Origin of the sequence: Polaromonas glacialis (genome assembly GCF_000709345.1) — a bacterium.
GTDB classification, from domain to species: domain Bacteria; phylum Pseudomonadota; class Gammaproteobacteria; order Burkholderiales; family Burkholderiaceae_C; genus Polaromonas; species Polaromonas glacialis.
Map to the genome: position 1 here is coordinate 2,021,242 of NZ_KL448323.1, position 19,063 is coordinate 2,040,304.

The 19,063-nt window shown below is 62.7% G+C and carries 17 protein-coding genes; 16 read left to right on the forward strand and 1 reads right to left on the reverse strand.

Annotation, left to right across the window (positions count from 1 at the left end; all coding sequences use genetic code 11):
- Window positions 1-3 precede the first annotated feature (3 nt).
- From leuC to lysS, 15 genes are all read left to right on the forward strand, one after another.
- Window positions 4-1,455 (forward strand): 3-isopropylmalate dehydratase large subunit, encoded by a 1,452-nt coding sequence (gene leuC / locus EC86_RS0110050; protein ID WP_029525512.1) that lies wholly within the window; start codon window positions 4-6, stop codon window positions 1,453-1,455.
- Window positions 1,456-1,473: 18 nt separating this feature from the next.
- Window positions 1,474-1,614, forward strand: coding sequence for an entericidin A/B family lipoprotein (locus EC86_RS27710; RefSeq protein WP_084181267.1), 141 nt, complete (start codon window positions 1,474-1,476; stop codon window positions 1,612-1,614).
- Window positions 1,615-1,625: 11 nt separating this feature from the next.
- Window positions 1,626-2,276, forward strand: coding sequence for a 3-isopropylmalate dehydratase small subunit (gene leuD / locus EC86_RS0110055; RefSeq protein ID WP_029525513.1), 651 nt, complete (start codon window positions 1,626-1,628; stop codon window positions 2,274-2,276).
- A 73-nt stretch (window positions 2,277-2,349) separates the two neighbouring features.
- Window positions 2,350-3,435, forward strand: a complete 1,086-nt coding sequence (gene leuB, locus EC86_RS0110060; RefSeq protein ID WP_029525514.1) for a 3-isopropylmalate dehydrogenase — start codon at window positions 2,350-2,352, stop codon at window positions 3,433-3,435.
- Window positions 3,436-3,691: 256 nt separating this feature from the next.
- On the forward strand, window positions 3,692-4,831 hold the full coding sequence (asd, locus tag EC86_RS0110070; protein ID WP_029525516.1) for an aspartate-semialdehyde dehydrogenase: 1,140 nt from the start codon (window positions 3,692-3,694) through the stop codon (window positions 4,829-4,831).
- Window positions 4,832-5,116: 285 nt separating this feature from the next.
- Entirely contained in the window at window positions 5,117-7,666 is a 2,550-nt protein-coding gene (locus EC86_RS0110075) for a FimV/HubP family polar landmark protein (protein ID WP_232229850.1), read from the forward strand.
- Between the two features lie 42 nt (window positions 7,667-7,708).
- Complete coding sequence (gene truA, locus EC86_RS0110080; protein ID WP_029525518.1) at window positions 7,709-8,503, forward strand: tRNA pseudouridine(38-40) synthase TruA; 795 nt, start codon at window positions 7,709-7,711, stop codon at window positions 8,501-8,503.
- 248 nt (window positions 8,504-8,751) lie between these two features.
- Window positions 8,752-9,444, forward strand: a complete 693-nt coding sequence (locus tag EC86_RS0110085; RefSeq protein WP_029525519.1) for a phosphoribosylanthranilate isomerase — start codon at window positions 8,752-8,754, stop codon at window positions 9,442-9,444.
- Between the two features lie 59 nt (window positions 9,445-9,503).
- A complete protein-coding gene (gene trpB, locus EC86_RS0110090; RefSeq protein ID WP_029525520.1) occupies window positions 9,504-10,772 on the forward strand; it encodes a tryptophan synthase subunit beta in 1,269 nt (422 codons plus the stop codon).
- A complete protein-coding gene (trpA, locus tag EC86_RS0110095; protein ID WP_029525521.1) occupies window positions 10,769-11,587 on the forward strand; it encodes a tryptophan synthase subunit alpha in 819 nt (272 codons plus the stop codon). Before trpB ends, trpA begins: the two co-directional genes overlap by 4 nt.
- Before the next feature lie 74 nt (window positions 11,588-11,661).
- Window positions 11,662-12,534 carry an acetyl-CoA carboxylase, carboxyltransferase subunit beta gene (gene accD / locus EC86_RS0110100; RefSeq protein WP_029525522.1) on the forward strand — a complete coding sequence of 291 codons (873 nt, stop codon included), beginning with the start codon at window positions 11,662-11,664 and terminating at the stop codon, window positions 12,532-12,534.
- A 65-nt stretch (window positions 12,535-12,599) separates the two neighbouring features.
- The gene (locus EC86_RS0110105; RefSeq protein ID WP_029525523.1) at window positions 12,600-13,277 is read left to right on the forward strand and encodes a hypothetical protein; all 678 of its coding nucleotides are present in this window, start codon (window positions 12,600-12,602) and stop codon (window positions 13,275-13,277) included.
- A gap of 19 nt (window positions 13,278-13,296) precedes the next feature.
- Window positions 13,297-13,491, forward strand: a complete 195-nt coding sequence (locus EC86_RS26065; protein ID WP_051675828.1) for a DUF1272 domain-containing protein — start codon at window positions 13,297-13,299, stop codon at window positions 13,489-13,491.
- A gap of 140 nt (window positions 13,492-13,631) precedes the next feature.
- The gene (locus EC86_RS0110115; protein WP_029525524.1) at window positions 13,632-14,306 is read left to right on the forward strand and encodes an LON peptidase substrate-binding domain-containing protein; all 675 of its coding nucleotides are present in this window, start codon (window positions 13,632-13,634) and stop codon (window positions 14,304-14,306) included.
- Window positions 14,307-14,477: 171 nt separating this feature from the next.
- Window positions 14,478-16,043, forward strand: a complete 1,566-nt coding sequence (gene lysS / locus EC86_RS0110120; RefSeq protein ID WP_029525525.1) for a lysine--tRNA ligase — start codon at window positions 14,478-14,480, stop codon at window positions 16,041-16,043.
- A 124-nt stretch (window positions 16,044-16,167) separates the two neighbouring features.
- On the opposite strand, the gene EC86_RS27010 is transcribed toward lysS, so the two are convergent.
- Window positions 16,168-18,099: a DUF8189 domain-containing protein gene (locus tag EC86_RS27010; RefSeq protein WP_156955286.1), complete on the reverse strand. Its 1,932-nt coding sequence runs from the start codon at window positions 18,097-18,099 to the stop codon at window positions 16,168-16,170.
- Between the two features lie 352 nt (window positions 18,100-18,451).
- Here EC86_RS27010 and EC86_RS0110135 point away from each other — a divergent pair, with 352 nt between their 5' ends.
- A complete protein-coding gene (locus EC86_RS0110135) occupies window positions 18,452-18,961 on the forward strand; it encodes a YgjP-like metallopeptidase domain-containing protein (RefSeq protein ID WP_029525526.1) in 510 nt (169 codons plus the stop codon).
- The last annotated feature ends 102 nt before the right edge of the window (window positions 18,962-19,063 follow it).

Consider the following 19,063-nt stretch of genomic DNA (forward strand, 5'->3'; position numbering starts at 1 on the left):
CCCATGGGACGCACCCTCTACGACAAAATCTGGGACGAACACGTCGTTCATACCGAAGAAGACGGCACCTCGATTCTCTACATCGACCGACACCTGGTCCATGAAGTGACCAGCCCGCAAGCCTTCGAAGGCCTGCGCGAAGCCGGCCGCAAGGTCTGGCGCATCAGCTCCATCGTGGCGACAGCCGACCACAACACGCCGACCACCGGCTGGGAACTCGGCTACGACGGCATCACCGACCTGGTCAGCAAGGAACAGATCACCACGCTGGACGCCAACATCAAGGAATTCGGCGCCGCCGCCTTCTTTCCCTTCATGTCCAAACGCCAGGGCATCGTGCATGTGATCGGCCCCGAAAACGGCGCCACCCTGCCCGGCATGACCGTGGTTTGCGGCGATTCGCACACCTCCACCCACGGCGCTTTCGGCGCACTGGCGCACGGCATCGGCACCAGCGAGGTCGAACACGTCATGGCCACGCAAACCCTGCTGGCCAAGAAGGCCAGGAACATGCTCATCAAGGTCGAGGGCGCCGTGGCCAAAGGCGTGACCGCCAAGGACATCGTGCTGGCCATCATCGGCAAGATCGGCACGGCGGGCGGCACCGGCTACACGATTGAATTCGCCGGCTCGGCGATTCGCGCGCTCAGCATGGAAGGCCGCATGACGGTGTGCAACATGGCGATTGAAGGCGGCGCGCGCGCCGGCCTGGTGGCGGTCGATGCCAAGACCATCGAGTACGTGAAGGGCCGCCTGCTCGCGCCCGGAACCGATCCCAGGACCGGCCAGTTCGTCGGCGGCCCTGAATGGGACATGGCCGCGCGCTACTGGGCCACGCTGCATTCAGACGCCGATGCGCAGTTTGACGCCGTGGTCGAACTCGATGCCAGCCAGATCCTGCCGCAGGTCAGCTGGGGAACATCGCCCGAAATGGTGCTGTCGATTGACGGCCGCGTGCCGGACCCGGAGAAGGAAAAAGACGCCAACAAGCGCGGCGCCATCGAACGCGCCCTGGCCTACATGGGCCTGGAGCCCGGCAAGGCGCTGAACGATTTGTACATCGACAAGGTATTCATCGGCTCCTGCACCAACAGCCGCATCGAGGACATGCGCGAAGCCGCCGCCGTGGTGAAAAAAATCGGCCAGAAAGTCGCCAAAAACGTCAAGCTCGCCCTGGTGGTTCCGGGGTCGGGACTGGTCAAGGAACAGGCCGAACGCGAAGGCCTGGACAAGATTTTCATCGCTGCGGGCTTTGAATGGCGCGAGCCCGGTTGCTCGATGTGCCTGGCAATGAATGCCGACCGGCTGGAGCCGGGCGAGCGCTGCGCGTCCACCAGCAACCGCAACTTTGAAGGCCGGCAAGGCGCCGGCGGCCGAACCCACCTGGTCAGCCCGGCCATGGCGGCGGCGGCGGCGGTGCATGGCCACTTTGTCGACATCCGTAAATTTGTCTGACGCAACCGGAAAAATGCCATGAAAAGATCAATTTCCCTGCTGCTGGCGACATGTGCCCTGCTCGTCTCCACCTTTGCGCTGTCTGGCTGCAACACCATCCACGGCATTGGCCAGGACGTGCAACGCGCAGGCTCCGCTGTTTCAAACGCTGCCAGATAGGCGAGAACCGCATGCAAAAATTCACCGTACACCAAGGCCTCGTGGCGCCGATGGACCGCGAGAACGTCGATACCGACGCCATCATCCCCAAGCAGTTCCTCAAGTCGATCCGCAAGACCGGTTTTGGCCCGAACCTGTTTGACGAATGGCGCTACCTGGACGCGGGTTTTCCGGGCCAGGACCCGCTAAGCCGCAAGCCCAATCCGGAGTTTGTGCTGAACCAGCCGCGCTACGCCGGCGCCTCGATCCTGCTGGCGCGCAAGAATTTCGGCTGCGGCTCGTCGCGCGAGCATGCGCCGTGGGCGCTGGACCAGTTCGGCTTTCGCGCCATCATTGCGCCCAGCTACGCCGACATCTTCTTCAACAACAGCTTCAAGAACGGCCTGCTGCCCATCGTGCTACCCGAGGCGCAGGTGGCCCGGCTGTTTGACGAAGTGCTGGCATTTCCCGGCTACACGCTGACCATTGACCTGAAGCGCCAGGTCATCGTCAAGGCGCAAGGCGAAGAGTTGCCTTTCGACGTGCAGGCGTTCCGCAAATACTGCTTGTTGAATGGCTTTGACGACATCGGCCTGACCTTGCTGCAAAGCGACAAGATCAAGGCATTTGAAGCCGAACGTCTGGCCGCCAAGCCCTGGCTGAATCACACGGTCGCTGGTTGACCCTTGTTAATAACAAAATAGTGCTTTTTCGCAATACGGACGTGCGCAAGCAGCTATAAAAAAGATAGTAATCATGAAAATCGCAATTCTCCCGGGTGATGGCATTGGCACCGAAATCGTCGCCGAGGCGGTCAAGGTCCTGAAGGTTCTGGACCTGAACCTTGAGCTGGAAACCGCACTGGTCGGCGGTGCGGCCTACGAGGCTTTTGGTCATCCGCTGCCCGAGGCCACGTTAAAGCTGGCCAAGGATTCGGACGCCGTGCTGTTTGGCGCGGTCGGTGACTGGAAATACGACACGCTGGACCGCCCCCTGCGCCCGGAGCAAGCCATTTTGGGCCTGCGCAAGAACCTCGGCCTGTTCGCCAATTTCCGCCCGGCCATCTGTTACCCGCAACTCGTGGATGCGTCGAGCCTGAAGCGCGAACTGGTGTCCGGCCTGGACATCCTCATCATCCGCGAACTGACCGGCGACATCTACTTCGGCCAGCCGCGCGGCCGGCGCATTGCCACCGACGGGCACTTTCCCGGCGCCGAAGAGGCTTTCGACACCATGCGCTACTCGCGCCCCGAGATCGAGCGCATCGCCCATGTCGCTTTCCAGGCAGCGCGCAAGCGCAAAGCTGCGGGCGGTGAAGGGCGCGTGACCAGCGTGGACAAGGCCAACGTGCTGGAAACCTTCCAGCTCTGGAAAGACGTGGTCACCGAAATCGGCCAGCAGTACCCCGACGTGGCGCTGGACCACATGTACGTGGACAACGCCGCCATGCAACTGGTCAAGGCGCCGAAGAAATTCGACGTGGTGGTGACCGGCAACATGTTCGGCGACATCCTGTCGGACGCGGCGGCCATGCTGACCGGCTCCATCGGCATGCTGCCCTCGGCCAGCCTGAACGACAAAGGTCAAGGCCTGTATGAGCCCAGCCACGGCAGCGCACCCGACATTGCCGGCAAGGGCGTGGCCAATCCGCTGGCGACCATTTTGAGCGCCGCGATGATGCTGCGCTTCAGCCTGAACCAGCCAGACGCTGCCGCCCGCATCGAGCAAGCCGTAGACAAGGTGTTAACGCAGGGTCTGCGCACCCCTGACATCCACAGCGAAGGCACCACCCGGGTCGGCACCGTGGAAATGGGCGATGCGGTCGTGAAAGCACTGGGCTGAAGCCGCATCAGCTGTTTCGTTGCCTGCCCAGCTTGTCAGCCAGGCAAAAGGCAGGCATCGTTACAATATGAGAATGTGTAAAAGCCTGATGCCAGTCGCCCTTGCAACCGCCTTGCGGACCAGGCATGGCGAGCGGGCTTTTGCCCAGACTACCCCAACGACCACCATTAAAGGCTGACAAGCCCGGTTCGTCGTGCCCTCCGGCCCGATGAGCCGGGCCAAAAAGCCGATTTTTTCGTACTTTTCAAGGGCAATCATGAAACTCAAAGGCAATCTCACAGGACTCGTCGGCTGGCGCGGCATGGTCGGCTCGGTGCTGATCGACCGCATGCAGGCCGAAGGCGACTTCGAGCTGATCGAGCCGGTTTTCTTCTCGACCTCGAACGCCGGCGGCAAGGCCCCGGCGCAGGCGAAGAACGAAACCACCCTGAAGGACGCCTTCGACATCGAGGCGCTCAAGAAGTGCGACATCATCATCACCGCCCAGGGCGGCGACTACACCGCCGAAGTGTTCCCCAAGCTGCGCGCCGCCGGCTGGACCGGCCACTGGATCGACGCCGCCTCGACGCTGCGCATGAACGATGACGCCGTCATCGTGCTCGACCCGGTGAATCTGCCGGTCATCCAGAACGCGCTGGCCAAGGGCGGCAACAACTGGGTGGGCGGCAACTGCACCGTCAGCTGCATGCTGATGGGCGTTGGCGCACTGTACAAGGCCGGCCTGGTCGAATGGATGACCAGCATGACCTACCAGGCGGCGTCAGGCGGCGGCGCGCAGCACATGCGCGAGTTGCTCAACCAGTACGGCACGCTCAATGCTGAAGTCAAGGCGCTACTGGACGATCCGAAATCGGCTATTTTGGAGATCGACCGCCGCATCCTGGCCAGGCAGCAATCACTGACCGCCTCGGAAACCGCCAACTTCGGCGTTCCGCTGGGCGGCAGCCTGATTCCCTGGATCGACAAGGACCTGGGCGACGGCATGAGCAAGGAAGAGTGGAAGGGCGGCGCCGAAACCAACAAGATTTTGGGCCAGGGCGCGGGCTTCGGCACGGCCGCAGTGCCGGTGGATGGCTTTTGCGTGCGCATCGGCGCCATGCGCTGCCATAGCCAGGCGCTGACCTTCAAGCTCAAGAAGGACGTTCCGCTGGCCGACATCGAAGCCATGATCGCCGCCGACAATGCCTGGGTAAAAGTGGTACCCAATACGCGGGAAGCTTCGATCAAGGACCTGACCCCGGTGGCCGTGACGGGGACCATGCAGATCCCGGTTGGGCGCCTGCGCAAGCTGGCCATGGGACCGGAATACCTGGGCGCGTTTACCGTGGGCGACCAGTTGCTCTGGGGCGCCGCAGAGCCGCTGCGCCGCATGCTGCGCATCTTGATCGAGGCTTGAATCCGCTTTACAGGGCGACTGAGCACCTACAATCCTGAAATGCGGCAAGCAGACTTTATTCGTTGTCTTCAGGCAACGAATAAAGTCACAGTATTGCCGTTGAATTAAAGTGTTGAAACTTAAGTATTGTCACAACTTGTCAGTATCAAGCCTTGATACTAAGGTTGTTTTTCAAAAATTAGCCTCAAGGCCCCTGTGCGCTCAAGCCCTAAAACGTTTCAATCAGACCGAGCTCCAGAAGCTCAAAACTTCATGAATCATCCCGGTCGCTGGCGTATTGGTGCCATGGCAAGTGCAATCGCATTGCTCGGTTGCCTGGCAAGCCTCGAAGCGCATGCGGTGGCGCTAGGCCGCATCACGGTTCAGTCCGCCCTGGGCGAATCCCTGAGGGCGGAAATCGACATTTCCGATCTCAGCGCCGACGAAGCCTCCAGCCTCAGGGTCGGCGTGGCGGGGGCTGACGTTTTCAGGGCCGCAGGACTGGAATACTCCGCCGCCGCCTCGGGTCTGGATGTTCGGCTCCAGCGACGCCCGGACGGCAGGCCTTATTTGCGCCTGACCAGCAACCGGGCCATCGGCGAGCCCTTCGTGGACCTGGTGCTTGAAGCACGATGGGCTTCCGGGCGTGTCACCCGCGATTACACGATGCTGTTTGACCCGCCCAACCTGCGAACTGGCAGCCCTCCCCTGGTGTCGTCGACGCCTGTACTGCCGCGCGAACCGGTGGCCGCGTCCGCCCTGCCCGCCAGGCAGGACACGTCAGTTCCCTACGCCCAACCTGCTGCCCGCGCCGTGCCGGCAGCACCCAGGCCGCAAGCCGTCAGGGCACTTCCTGCTCCAAGCCCGTCCGGCACCCGCCAGGTTACGGTCAGGCCTGGCGACAATGCCAGCAGGATTGCAGCCCGGAACAAGCCTGCCAGCGTGTCGCTGGACCAGATGCTGGTGGCCTTGCTCACGGGCAATCCCGACGCATTCGTTGATGGCAACATCAACCTGATCAAATCCGGCGCTGTGGTGGATATTCCGGATGCACAGGCAGCCAACGCGCTTTCGCCAGGCGATGCCAGACGGACCCTCATTGCCCAAAGCAAGGACTTCAACACCTTCCGCCGAAAACTGGCTGGCGGCGTGCCGGCGACGCAGCTTGACAGTGCAGACCGCCAGGCCGGTGGCAAGGTCCAGACCCGGATCGATGACCGTGCGCCAGCCAGCAACTCGCCCGACCGGCTGACACTTTCAAAAGGCGCCGTTCAGGGCATGCAGTCCGACGAACAGTCCGCCAGGGATGCCGCAAGCAAAACAACAGATCCGTCAAAAATTAGCAGTGCACTGAATCCCCAGGCCACCATTCCCGGTACCGGCAGCACGGCGCCAGGACTGCCGGTTGCAGGCTCCAGCGCCCCTCCAGCGGCCGGTGGCGCACCTGCAGTCGCGGCAACGCCAGCGCTGATTTCCTCCAGTGCCGCGCAAGCCGGCGCTTCGGCGCCTTCGGCCGCTCCCCAAGCCGTGCCCGATGCGCCTGCCCCGGAGCCAACGCCGTCGGCCAGCGCGCCGGCATCGCCCGTACCTGCCGCCACAAGCGGGCAGGCCGCGCTGACAGCCCCGCCCGTCGCACCGCCCGAGCCCGGCCTGGTCACCTGGATCATCGACAATTCATTGCTGCTGGGCGGCGGTGTCCTGCTGGCATTGCTGGCAGGTCTGGGCTTTGCGCGCTACCGGAAAACCTCAGTGGCCAGCCAGGTGGACAGTTCATTCCTGGACAGCCGCCTGCAGACCGATTCGTTCTTTGGCGCCAGCGGCGGGCAGCGTGTCGATACGGGCGCCAGCAATGCGGCCAGGTCGTCTTCGATGGCTTACTCGCCCAGCCAGCTCGATGCTGCCGGCGATGTAGACCCCGTGGCCGAAGCCGATGTCTACCTTGCCTATGGCCGCGATCAGCAGGCTGAAGAAATCCTCAAGGAGGCATTGCGGACCCACCCGACGCGTCTGGCCGTTCACATCAAGCTGCTTGAGATCCATGCCAAGCGACGCGACAACAAGGCTTTCGAAAATGCGGCCCTGGCAGTGTTCAAGCTGACGGGAGGCCATGGCGCGGAGTGGTCTTATATCAGTCAGCTGGGCCAGGAACTTGAGCCAAACAATTCCATGTACCAGTCTGACGCCGGCTTTTCGGTCAGCCTGCCCGGAAAACGCAACTCCGGACTGATGCCCCTGAGCAGCACTGTCCCGCAGGCCCTGGCTGGTCTGGCGCCGGTTGTCAGAATGCCACAGGCCGTCGATTTGGACCTGGACCTGGATCTCGATTCTCCGACAGGCGAGCCATCTTCCACGCCGATGCAGCCCGCGCCGATGACAACGGGCGCCCTCGCCTATCCCGGCTCAAAAGCCGAACCAATGCCTGACATTGCAATTCCATCAGCCTTTCTGGACCTGGATTTGAACCTGGACACTGCGCCAGTGGCGCAGAACCCTCGGAACCTGTCGGTAGAGCCTTCACCGAAGTTTGATCTTGTTGCCAATGGCATGGATTTCACGCCCGAGCCCTTCATGGCGCCCAAGGCAGCCCTTGCCCCAACGGCGCCCGTGGCGCACAGCGGCATGCTGGAATTCGACCTGGATTCGCTTTCGCTGGATCTTCCCCCTGCCACCAAGCCTCCCGCCACAGCCTTGGCCGGAACGGAAAAAGACCCGCTTGAAATCAAGTTCCTGCTGGCCGAGGAATTTCGCATCCTGGGCGATTCGGAAGGTGCCAAGTCGCTGGCCGACGAGGTCGTGGCCCATGCCCAAGGCCCCTTGAAATTCAAGGCCCAGGCATTTCTCAACACCCTGGTATGAACAACGCTTGAAACGCCTGCGCTTATCAACGGGACAGCATCGGTGAGGATTGCGCTCGGCATCAGCTACAGCGGCAGCGCTTACGAAGGCTGGCAAAGCCAGCTTTCCGGCAAGACGGTGCAGGACCAGCTGGAACTGGCCTTGAGCAAGTTTGCCGTGCAGCCGGTTCGCGTCATGTGCGCTGGACGCACCGATGCCGGCGTTCACGCACTGATGCAGGTCGCGCACTTCGACACCCCGCTGCAGCGCGAAACCGCCTCGTGGGTGCGAGGCACCAATGCCTTTTTGCCCCGCGACATTGCGGTGCAGTGGGCGCAGCCGGTCCCGGATGAATTCCATTCGCGCGCCAGCGCCATTGCCCGCCGCTACGCCTACGTGGTGCTTGAATCGCCCGTGCGCCCCAGCGTGGAAGCCGGGCGCGTCGGCTGGGTCTACCGGCCGCTGGATGGCGACGCCATGCGCCAAGCCGCCCTGCACCTGATGGGCCAGCATGACTTCAGTTCGTTCCGGGCTGCGCAGTGCCAGGCGAAGTCGCCGGTCAAGACCATGAACCGCATCGAGATTTCGCAGCGCGCCGGCGCCGGGTCGCGCTATTGGCACTTCGAGTTCGAGGCGAATGCCTTTTTGCACCACATGATCCGCAACATCATGGGCTGCCTGCTGGCGGTGGGCCAGGGCAGCCAGCCGCCGGATTGGCTGGCCGGCGTGGTGGCTGCACGCCGCCGCGATGCCGCCGCCCCAACCTTTTCCCCTGACGGCCTGTATTTTCTGGGTCCGGTGTATGAGGAACGCCATGGCCTGCCGTCCCGCACGGCCGCTTATGATTGGTTGCCATGATTGCCCCCACGCTTTTCACTTCGTGTAATGCGCTGCCCCCCAAGGGGGCCGGTGCCCTTGCAGGGCGCCACGCCGCCAGAGCCGGCGCATCTGAAGGCTGTCCAAGCGCGCGCAGGCGGACTTGGAGCCGCAGCCTTCAGCCTGCGGCCCGGCAAAGTCGGTTCCGCGCCCCCTGCTGGCGAGTGTGGCCTCTGCGCTCACCCACTTCGTATGATCGATCGGCAATTGCCCTTGTCTAGGGATATCACATGGCACTATCAACCCGTACCCGCATCAAGATCTGCGGCCTGACCCGCGAGGAAGACGTTGATGCCGCCGTCGCTGCTGGCATTGACGCCATCGGCCTGGTGATGTACGAACACAGCGCACGCCATGTCTCGCTGGAGCGCGCCGCCGAACTGGCCAGCCGACTGCCGCCGTTTGTCACACCGGTGCTGCTTTTCGTCAACGCGGACACTACAAAAATAATAGCTGCATGCGCCCGTATTCCCTGCGCAATCGTCCAGTTTCATGGTGATGAGACGCCTGAAGAGTGCCGCAAGGCCGGCAGGACCTTCCTGCGCGCGGCGCGCATCCCGCTGGACGAAAACCCCGAGCCAGGCACAGCGCGCTTTGATCTCTTAAAATACGCGCAAGATTACTCATCAGCCCAGGCCATCTTGCTCGACGCCCATGTCGAAGGTTACGGCGGCGGCGGAAAAACATTCAATTGGTCACTGCTTCCTCCAAGCGTCAACGCTCACCTCGTTTTGTCTGGTGGGTTGACGCCTGCAAACGTGACCGATGGCATCTTGCAGGTCAGGCCGCGCTGCACCACCCTGGCCGTTGACGTCAGTTCAGGCGTCGAGGTGTCCAAGGGCATCAAGAGCGCCGACAAAATCAAGCAGTTCGTCGCAGCCGTTCGTGCTGCCGACGAGCAATTCAAAAACCTTGCGGGATAGACCAGCGCTACAGGCGCGAAGCGAAAGCGCTGCGCTTTCCCCAACTGATCAAGAAGACCATGTACGACTATCACCAACCTGACCTTTCAGGCCACTTCGGCATTTACGGCGGCAGTTTTGTTTCTGAAACCCTGACCCACGCGCTGACCGAGCTGAAAGAGGCTTACGCCCGGTACCAGAACGACCCGGAATTCCTGGCCGAATTTCATTACGAGCTCAAGCACTTCGTGGGCCGCCCTTCACCCATCTACCATGCAGCCCGCATGAGCCGCGAACAGGGCGGTGCGCAGATTTTCCTCAAGCGCGAAGACCTCAACCACACCGGCGCCCACAAGATCAACAACACCATCGGTCAGGCCATGCTGGCCCGCCGCATGGGCAAGCCGCGCATCATCGCCGAAACCGGCGCCGGCCAGCACGGCGTGGCCACCGCGACGATTTGCGCACGCTATGGCCTGGAGTGCGTGGTCTACATGGGCAGCGAGGACGTCAAGCGCCAAAGCCCCAATGTCTACCGCATGAAGCTGCTGGGCGCCACCGTGGTGCCAGTCGAAAGCGGCAGCAAGACGCTGAAGGATGCGCTCAACGAAGCCATGCGCGACTGGGTGGCTAACGTTGACAACACTTTTTACATCATCGGCACCGTGGCCGGCCCGCATCCCTACCCGATGATGGTGCGCGACTTCCAGAGCGTGATCGGCACCGAATGCCTGGCGCAGATGCCCGAGATGAACGGCGGCAGGCAGCCCGATGCCGTGGTGGCCTGCGTCGGCGGCGGCAGCAATGCCATGGGAATCTTCCATCCCTATATTGCGCATGAAAACACCCGGCTGATCGGTATCGAAGCCGCCGGTGAAGGCATGGACAGCGGCAAGCACTCGGCTTCGCTGCAACGCGGCCTGCCCGGCGTGCTGCACGGCAACCGCACCTATGTGCTGCAAAACGAAGACGGTCAGGTGACCGAAACGCACAGCATCAGCGCCGGTCTGGACTACCCCGGCGTCGGTCCCGAGCATGCCTTTTTGAAGGACATCGGCCGGGCCGAATACGTCGGCATCACCGACACCGAGGCGCTGGCCGCGTTTCACTATCTGTGCCGCACCGAAGGCATCATCCCCGCGCTCGAATCAGCCCATGCCATCGCCCATGCGATGAAGCTGGCCAAGACCATGCGCAGCGACCAGAGCATCCTGGTCAACCTGTCGGGACGGGGCGACAAGGACATCGGCACCGTGGCCGACCTGTCACACGCCGATTTTTATTGCCGTCCGTCCTGCAAGGGACAAAGCATCAAAGGCGCAACACAAGTAATGGAATTCAAAGCATGAGTCGCATTCAGGCCACCATGACCGCGCTGCTTGCCCAAGGCCGCACTGCCCTGATCCCCTACGTCACGGCGGGCTTTCCGTATGCCGACATCACGCCCGAACTGATGCACGCCATGGTCGCCGGCGGCGCTGACGTGATCGAACTCGGCGTGCCGTTTTCGGACCCCAGCGCCGACGGCCCGGTGATTCAGAAAGCCGGCGAAAAGGCGCTGGGTTTCGGTGTCGGCGTGCTCCAGGTGCTGGAAATGGTGCGCGTTTTCCGCTCCCGTGACCAGGCCACGCCGGTGGTGCTGATGGGTTATGCCAATCCGGTCGAGCGCTATGACATCCGGCACGGCGCAGGCTCGCCTGACAGCGCCTTCATCCGGGACGCAGCCGAAGCCGGTGTTGACGGCATGCTGATCGTGGACTATCCGCCCGAGGAATGCGTGGAGTTTGCCGCGCGGCTGAAGACCCACGGCATGGACCTGATCTTTCTGCTGGCGCCCACCAGCACCGACGCGCGCATGGCGCAGGTGGCCGAGGTCGCCAGTGGCTATGTCTACTACGTCTCGCTCAAGGGCGTGACGGGTGCTGGAACGCTCGACGTGGAGGCGGTCGAAGCCATGCTGCCGCGCATCCGCCAGCATGTGCAGGTGCCCGTCGGCGTGGGTTTTGGCATTCGCGACGCGGCCACGGCCAAGGCGATTGGCAAGGTGGCCGACGCGGTGGTCATTGGCAGCAAGATCATCCAGCTGATCGAAAATGAGCCGCGCAACCGCGTGGCGGCGGTGGCCCACGATTTTCTGAAAGAAATCCGCACGGCGCTGGACTGAACCTTTGACAATCGCATGACGGTCGCTGGCTGAAAAAAAGCAGCGGCAGTCGCCACCCAACAAGGATTGACCCCATGTCTTGGCTAGAAAAACTCCTCCCGCCCAAAATCAGCCCCACCAACCCGACCGAGCGCCGCAGCGTGCCCGAAGGCTTGTGGATCAAGTGCCCGAGCTGCGAAGCCGTGCTGTACAAAACCGACCTGGAAAAAAACCAGAACGTCTGCCCGCAGTGCAGCCACCACCACCGCATCGGCGCGCGCGAGCGGCTCGATGCCTTTCTGGATGCCGAAGGCCGCTACGAAATCGGCCAGGAAGTGCTGCCGGTCGATGCGCTGAAGTTCAAGGACAGCCGCAAGTACCCCGAGCGGCTCAAGGAAGCGCTGGAAAACACCGGCGAAACCGATGCGCTGGTGGTCATGGGCGGCGCGCTGCACAGCATTGGCGTGGTCGCGGCCTGCTTTGAATTCGACTTCATGGGCGGCAGCATGGGCAGTGTCGTCGGCGAGCGCTTTGTGCGCGGCGTGCATACCGCCATCGAGCAAAAGGTGCCCTTCATCTGCTTCACCGCCACCGGCGGCGCGCGCATGCAGGAAGGCCTGCTGAGCCTGATGCAGATGGCCAAGACCAACGCAGCGCTGACCCGGCTGGCCAAGAAAGGCCTGCCGTACGTCAGTGTGCTGACCGACCCGACCATGGGCGGCGTGAGCGCGGGCTTTGCCTTTCTCGGCGACATCGTGATTGCCGAGCCCAAGGCGCTGATCGGCTTTGCCGGCCCGCGCGTCATCGAATCGACCGTACGTGTCACGCTGCCCCAGGGCTTTCAGCGCTCCGAGTTCCTGCAAACCAAGGGTGCCATCGACTTCATCTGCGACCGCCGGGAGTTGCGCAAGACCGTCGCCAGTTCGCTGGCCATGCTGCTCAAGCAGCCGGCCGACGCGGTGAGCTGAGGTTTTTTCGGAATCGAAAAAGACCTGCACCTGGAAAAAGCGGCCGCAGTGACAACATCCAGGCCATGACGCCCGCCAGAACAGCCGCGGCCGTGGCGCTTGCCGCCAGCCTCTGCATAAATGCCGGATTCACCTGGAAATTCCTGGCCGATCGGGGAAACGCCAGCGGGTCGCTTGCCGCGCCCGACCAGCTGCACGTCATTCGCACCAAGGGCGGGCTATTGCAGGTCAGCAGCCTGCAGGCGACAGAAACCTTCCAGGCGACGACCGACCACAAAATCTTCGCCTTTTTCAGCCTGGGCAGCACCACGACGCAGATCAGGGTGCCGGCGGTCTACCACTACCATATCGAACTCGCGCCCGAGTGGCAGGTCACGCTCAGGGACAAGACCTTCCTCGTGATTGCACCACGCGTCCAGCCCACGCTGCCGGTGGCCATCGACACGGCCCGGCTCGAATCGTTTTCAGCAGGCACTTGGTCGTTGTTCACCGGGCCTTCGGAACGTGAAAAATTGCAAAAATCGATCACGCAGACGCTGGCCGTGCGGGCGTCCAGGCCGGGCTATATCGATTTCCAGCGCGAGCCGGCCCGCGAAACCGTCAGGGAATTCGTCGCGAAGTGGCTGGTCGGCCAGCCGCGCTGGAACGCGGGAACGGGTTATGCCATCAAGGTATTTTTCTCGGACGAACCGATCGGCTCACTCAACTCCCTGGCGCTGCCGCCCACTGTGGCGGCACCGTAATTTTCAAAAGAAAAACGCCATGCTTGAACTTCGTCCCTCTTGCGAATGCTGCGACAAGTCCCTTCCACCCGACTCGGTCGAGGCGCGCATCTGTTCGTTCGAATGCACCTTTTGCGCAGCCTGCGCCGAGGGCGTGCTGCAGGGCCAATGCCCGAACTGCGGCGGTGAATTGCTGCCCAGGCCCAGGCGTCCGGCCGGCAAGCTGGAACACTAACCGGCATCGACGCTGCGCGTGTACAAGCCCCTGGGCAAAAGCAGCACCTATAAGCAGGTTACCCCCATCGGCATTCCCGGCAAGCACGATCAAAACCGGCGTGGGATGATGTAGCCTGTCGCCATCCACCGCACGCCACCATGCCCGAAGCCCTGACCCTCACTTCCCTTCCCCTGTTCCCGCTGGGCACCGTGCTCTACCCTGGCGGCTTGCTGCCGCTGCAGATTTTCGAGGTGCGCTACCTCGACATGATTGGCAAATGCCACAAGACAGGCGCGCCATTTGGCGTGGTTTCGCTGACCGAAGGGTCGGAAGTTCGCAGGCCGGTGAATGCGGCCGCCCGGGGCACCCCGCCCGGCGGCGGCGGTTTTGCCCGCGAGGCGTTCAACACGGTCGGCACGCTGGCCAGGATCATCGAATTCTCGGTGCCGCAGCCGGGGCTGATGGTGGTGCAGTGCCAGGGAGTCCACCGCTTCGCCATCACCCGGCGGGAAAAGCTCAAGCACGGTCTGTGGATTGCCGATGTGGTCCGGATGGAAGACGACCTGACTGTCAGGATTCCCCACGACCTGCAAAAAGCCGCCGATGCGCTGGGCAAGCTGATCAAGGGACTGCTCAACAGCGACACGCCGACCGAAAAAATGCCGATGCTCGCGCCCTACCACCTTGACGACTGCGGCTGGGTGGCCAACCGCTGGTGCGAGTTGCTGCCGATCCCGCTGACCGTCAAGCAGCAACTCATGGAACTGGACAATCCGCTGCTCCGGCTGGAACTGGTCTGCGACATCCTGGAACGCCACGGCATTTCACGCTGATTCGCCGCCTTCGCGGCCCGGGATTACGGGCAAAGATGGATCAAGCGCGGTTGGAACGTCAAAACGCCTGCTTAAAAAACTAAAATCAGCGGTTCGGCGTTTTGCGCCCTCTTCGCGGGCGGCACGGCGCCCGACGTTTTCAGCATCCTTTCTTTTCCGGAACACCGATCTATGTCCAGCCTCCCGACTCCTCCCGCCACCGCCAGCGTTGCCCCAGTTCATCACGACGAAAACCAGCTCATGGTCGAGCGCCGGGAAAAGCTCGCCGTCCTGCGCCAGCAGCAGGCGGACGGCAAGGGCGTGGCCTTCCCCAACGACATCAAGCCCGAACACCGCGCCGAAGCGCTGTTTGCGCAGTACAGCCACCTGAGCAATGAAGAACTCAAACCCCTGGCGGTCAAGGTCACGGTGGCCGGCCGCATGATGCTCAAGCGCGTCATGGGCAAGGCCAGCTTTGCGACCCTGCAGGATGCATCCTTCGGCCCCACCGGCGGGCGTATCCAGATTTACATCAAGAACGACGATGTGGGCGAGGAAGTGCATGCCGCCTTCAAGCACTGGGACCTGGGCGACATCGTGTCCGCCGCCGGAACGCTGTTCCGCACCAAGACCGGCGAGTTGTCGATCCATGCCGACAGCATCCGGCTGGTCACCAAGAGCCTGCGCCCGCTGCCCGACAAGTTCCACGGCATGTCCGACCAGGAAGTCAAATACCGCCAGCGCTATGTGGACCTGATCATGGACGAGGCCGCGCGCAAGCGTTTCATGGCGCGCAGCAAGGCCGTCAGCGGCCTTCGCGAGTTCATGGTGGCCAATAGCTTCCTGGAAGTCGAGACGCCGATGCTGCACCCGATTCCGGGCGGCGCGAATGCCAAGCCCTTCAAGACGCATCACAACGCGCTGGACCAGGAAATGTTCCTGCGCATCGCGCCCGAGCTGTACCTCAAGCGCCTGATCGTCGGCGGTTTCGAGCGCGTGTTCGAGATCAACCGCAGCTACCGAAACGAAGGCATCAGCGTTCGCCACAACCCCGAGTTCACCATGATGGAGTTCTACGCGGCCTGGTGGAACTACCTTGACCTGATGACCTTCACCGAAGCGCTGATCCGCGACGCGGCGCAAAAGGTCTGCGGCTCGCTGCAACTGAGCTATGCCGGCAAGCCGGTGGACTTGAGCCAGCCGTTCGAACGCCTGACGATCCGCGAAGCCATCCTCAAGCACACCGATGCAGGCGACCACGTGGACAACGCCGAATGGCTGACCAGCGCCCTGAAAAAACTCGGCCTCAGCGAAGCCAAGAACCGGCTGGCCGGCCGCTCTCTGGCCAGCCTGCAGGTGATGTATTTCGAGGAAATGGTCGAGGAAAAGCTCTGGCAGCCGACCTTCATCATGGAGCACCCGACCGAAATCTCGCCGCTGGCCAGAGCCAACGACGAGCGCCCCGAGGTCACCGAGCGTTTCGAGCTGTACATCACCGGCCGCGAATTCGGCAACGGCTTCAGCGAACTGAACGATGCCGAGGAGCAGGCCGCGCGCTTCAATGCGCAGGTCGATGCCAAGGACAGCGGCGACGACGAAGCCATGTTCTACGACCACGACTTCATCCGTGCCCTCGAATACGGCATGCCGCCCACCGGCGGCTGCGGCATCGGCATCGACCGGCTGATGATGCTGCTGACCGACAGCCCGAGCATTCGCGACGTGATTTTGTTCCCGGCGCTGCGCCGCGAAGCCTGAGGCGAAATCACCCCGGGCTTCGGTCCCGACGCACACGTATCTTGGGTGTTTTTGCTCCTGTATTCATAGCTTTTTGCGCATACTGGGCGTGCGCAAAAGGCTTATTCGATGCCAAAAACCTGGTTCAGCCCTGCCACCACTTCTGCCAGACCTGGTTGTCGGTGCCGCGAACGAACACATGCTCGTGGTTCGGCCCCATCGAGCCCAGCGCCGGCTCGGACGCCAGCACGCCGCCGTCGTTGTGCCGGCCCCAGTCGTGCCAGGCGTTGTTCCAGTAGGCCCGCTGCCAGAGCGCGTTGTCGGTGCCGCGCACATAGATGTTGCAGACCGAGTTGTTGCGCGAAATGACGGTTGGCGCGCCGATGAAGCCGCCCGGAGGCGCGCCCAGCGCCACCCAGCCCGACCAGCCGCCGCCGCCCGTCCACCATTTCTGCCAGACCTGGCTGTCGGTGCCGCGAACGAACACATGCTCATGGTCCGGCCCCATGGTGCCCAGCGCCGGCTCGGACGCCAGCACGCCGCCGTCGTTGTGGCGGCCCCAGTCGTGCCAGGCGTTGTTCCAGTAGGCCTTCTGCCAGAGCGCGTTGTCGTTACCGCGCACATAGATGTTGCAGACCGTTCCGTTGCGCGAGATGACCGCCGGCGCGCCGGTGAAACCGACCGGCGGTGCGCCGAGCGCGAACCAGCCCGACCAGCCGCTGGCGGCTTTCCAGAACTTCTGCCAGACCTGGTTGTCGGTGCCGCGAACGAACACATGCTCATGGTCCGGCCCCATGGTGCCCAGCGCCGGTTCGGAGGCCAGCACGCCGCCGTCGTTGTGCCGCCCCCAATCGTGCCAGGCATTGTTGAACCACGCCTTTTGCCAGAGCGCGTTGTCGGCGCCGCGAACGTAGATGTTGCAGACCGTGCCGTTGCGCGAGATGACCGCCGGCGCGCCGGCGAAGCCCACCGCGGGCGCGCCGAGCGCCACCCAGCCTGACCAGCCGACCTGGCGTGGAAACAGCCGATCGTCCCAGCCGATCTGCTTTCGGCTGAAGGTACACATGTCCAGGGTGTTGGCGTTCATGAGGCAGGACAGCTGGGCGCCGGGCGGGAAGCAGTTGACGCAGTTGCTGTTGGGCACCGCCAGGTGGCCGCTGGTGGCGCTGCAGACGCACGAGCCGTACTCGTCGGCGGCGCCGAAAATGTGGCACGACTCATGGGCGAACACCCGGTTGATGTTGTCGGCTCCCCAGCCGTCGTTGGCATAGTTCATCACCACCTTCTCGACGATGGCGTAGGCAAAATGGTTCAGCGGGTATTTGGTGAAAAAGGCGACGTAGGCCCAGTCCGTGTGCCGGCTGGCGCGCAGGTCGCTGGCGTACTTCTGGTAGCCGGGCCGCCCGGCTGCATAGCCCATGCTGGCCAGCGCGGCATCGCGCCAGTCGCGCTCGTAGCGCTCGTAGGCATCGGCGACGCCGGCATACGGACCCGGGGCGGAAGACACCGTGACCGTGCGGATGTCGTACACAAAGGACACCCGCGCGCGCGGCTCGACGCCGGCCAGCCAGCCCAGCCCCTCCTGCACTTCCTGGATGATCTTGGTGCGTTCGGCACTGCTCAGGACTTCCGCGCCGGTGTTGCGTGACACCAGCACGACGCCAACCGCCACCGAACCGATCAGGTAGCGGCTGGTGGGCGTGCCGGTCGATTCGGACGGTGCTTCGGGGGCGCCTGCTGCGCGCGTCCTGATTTCAAGGGTTTCCAGTTCGCGCGGCGGTTCGTAGCCCGGTGTGTCCCAGCTCAAGCCCTCGGTGGCCGACCGCGCCTGGCCGGCGCGGGCGCTTCGCGCCTGGACGCCGTTGTTCCACGCATCAACGGCCAGTTGGGAGGCCTCGTCGAGCGGCTGGGTCGGCTGGTCCGTCGATGCGGTCATCGCCGTTTCGTCGGCGCCATCCGGAAGTTCGGCGACGAAGACTGTCGGGCTGAACTGCTGGACGATCCGGCCGCCCCATCGCGTGACCTCTTCGCTGGCGGCGGCCAGGGTCTGGGTGAATCGCAATACGTTTTTTGCCATCATGCTTCCCTTCAAACTAAATTGTCGAACTGCAAGTGCTTGCGCTTGCAGGCGCCTTTCAGTTCGCCGGGCTTTGAGACGAAGGCCGTCCTTGACTGCGAACCGGCTTGCGATTCTTCTCGCCTGCCGCATCTACTGCCATGAAAATTACTTTTCTATACACCCGCAACGCGCACGGACTAAGCAGGCGTTGCGGTTCTCTTCACACCGGCCTGGTCGCAAACTGATCAGCAGCCCTGCCCGATTGCGCTACCATCCGGCACCGTCGCGCAACTGTCAATTTTTTTATAAAAACAGGCTTTTGCGCTTTACCCGCATGCTTAACCAGCTACAAAAATAATAGTAAAACGTCATGAAATACCTGGCCGGCTATCCGGAGCACCTTAAAGCGCAGGTTCAGCAGTTGCTGGCCAAGGGCAGCCTGGGGAAGTCGCTGCTCGCCAAATACAGCCATGCCCACACCGTCAGAACCGACAAGGCTCTGTATGACTATGTGATGGCGCTCAAAAGCGAGTTTTTGCGCAATTCGGAACCGCTGTCGAAGGTGGCGTTCGACAGCAAGCTGCAGATCATCACCCACGCGCTGGGCACGCACACGACGATTTCGCGGGTTCAGGGCAGCAAGCTCAAGTCCAAGCGCGAAATCCGCGTGGCGTCGCTTTTCAAGGAAGTGCCGGTGGAGTTTTTACGGATGATCGCCGTGCATGAACTGGCGCACATCAAGGAAAAAGGCCATGACAAGGCCTTCTACCAGCTCTGCACCTACATGGAGCCGCAGTACCACCAGTACGAGTTCGACCTGCGCGTGTACCTGACGCACATCGATGCAGCGGGCAAGCTCGAATGGCCGGTCATGGCCTGAACCAACCAGGCCCGTGGGCGTTATTCCGTTTCCAGATCAATCCGAGATTAGGCGCGAATCCGCAGGCAGTGCTGTAGCACGACAAGGCGAAGCAACGACATA

Coding starts and splice junctions, on each gene's coding strand:
- trpA (WP_029525521.1), top strand. CDS start 10,769: ATGAGTCGCATTCAGGCCACCATGACCGCGCTGCTTGCCCAAGGCCGC.
- EC86_RS0110135 (WP_029525526.1), top strand. CDS start 18,452: ATGAAATACCTGGCCGGCTATCCGGAGCACCTTAAAGCGCAGGTTCAG.
- trpB (WP_029525520.1), top strand. CDS start 9,504: ATGTACGACTATCACCAACCTGACCTTTCAGGCCACTTCGGCATTTAC.
- EC86_RS27710 (WP_084181267.1), top strand. CDS start 1,474: ATGAAAAGATCAATTTCCCTGCTGCTGGCGACATGTGCCCTGCTCGTC.
- lysS (WP_029525525.1), top strand. CDS start 14,478: ATGTCCAGCCTCCCGACTCCTCCCGCCACCGCCAGCGTTGCCCCAGTT.
- EC86_RS0110075 (WP_232229850.1), top strand. CDS start 5,117: ATGGCAAGTGCAATCGCATTGCTCGGTTGCCTGGCAAGCCTCGAAGCG.
- EC86_RS0110115 (WP_029525524.1), top strand. CDS start 13,632: ATGCCCGAAGCCCTGACCCTCACTTCCCTTCCCCTGTTCCCGCTGGGC.
- EC86_RS0110105 (WP_029525523.1), top strand. CDS start 12,600: ATGACGCCCGCCAGAACAGCCGCGGCCGTGGCGCTTGCCGCCAGCCTC.
- EC86_RS26065 (WP_051675828.1), top strand. CDS start 13,297: ATGCTTGAACTTCGTCCCTCTTGCGAATGCTGCGACAAGTCCCTTCCA.
- leuD (WP_029525513.1), top strand. CDS start 1,626: ATGCAAAAATTCACCGTACACCAAGGCCTCGTGGCGCCGATGGACCGC.
- leuC (WP_029525512.1), top strand. CDS start 4: ATGGGACGCACCCTCTACGACAAAATCTGGGACGAACACGTCGTTCAT.
- accD (WP_029525522.1), top strand. CDS start 11,662: ATGTCTTGGCTAGAAAAACTCCTCCCGCCCAAAATCAGCCCCACCAAC.
- leuB (WP_029525514.1), top strand. CDS start 2,350: ATGAAAATCGCAATTCTCCCGGGTGATGGCATTGGCACCGAAATCGTC.
- EC86_RS27010 (WP_156955286.1), bottom strand. CDS start 18,099: ATGGCAAAAAACGTATTGCGATTCACCCAGACCCTGGCCGCCGCCAGC.
- asd (WP_029525516.1), top strand. CDS start 3,692: ATGAAACTCAAAGGCAATCTCACAGGACTCGTCGGCTGGCGCGGCATG.
- EC86_RS0110085 (WP_029525519.1), top strand. CDS start 8,752: ATGGCACTATCAACCCGTACCCGCATCAAGATCTGCGGCCTGACCCGC.